The organism is Streptomyces sp. WM6386 (assembly GCF_000972385.1).
Lineage (GTDB): Bacteria > Actinomycetota > Actinomycetes > Streptomycetales > Streptomycetaceae > Streptomyces.
In genome coordinates this window covers 1-304 of the sequence record NZ_JXTE01000818.1, presented here as the reverse complement: position 1 = coordinate 304, position 304 = coordinate 1, and the positions used below count along the sequence as shown (strand labels likewise).

Genomic DNA, 304 nt, shown 5'->3' with positions numbered 1-304 from the left:
GATGACCGGCAAGATGCTCGACGAGCGCCTCGGCAAGATCACCTTCTGGACGCTGTTCATCGGCTTCCACGGCACCTTCCTGGTCCAGCACTGGCTGGGCGTGAACGGTATGCAGCGCCGGATTCCGGACTATCTCGCGGTGGAGGGCCTCACCCCGCTCAACACACTGTCGAGCATCTTCTCGTTCGTGCTCGGCGCGTCGCTGCTGCCCTTCTTCTACAACGTGTGGAAGACGGCCAAGTACGGCAAGAAGGTCGAGGTCGACGACCCGTGGGGCTACGGCCGCTCGCTGGAGTGGGCGACG

At 63.8% G+C, this 304-nt stretch carries 1 protein-coding gene; it reads left to right on the top strand.

Translation table 11 applies throughout. The features are described 5' to 3' along the window. On the top strand, positions 1–304 hold a 304-nt coding region (locus tag TN53_RS43810), incomplete at both ends, for a cbb3-type cytochrome c oxidase subunit I (protein ID WP_046264526.1).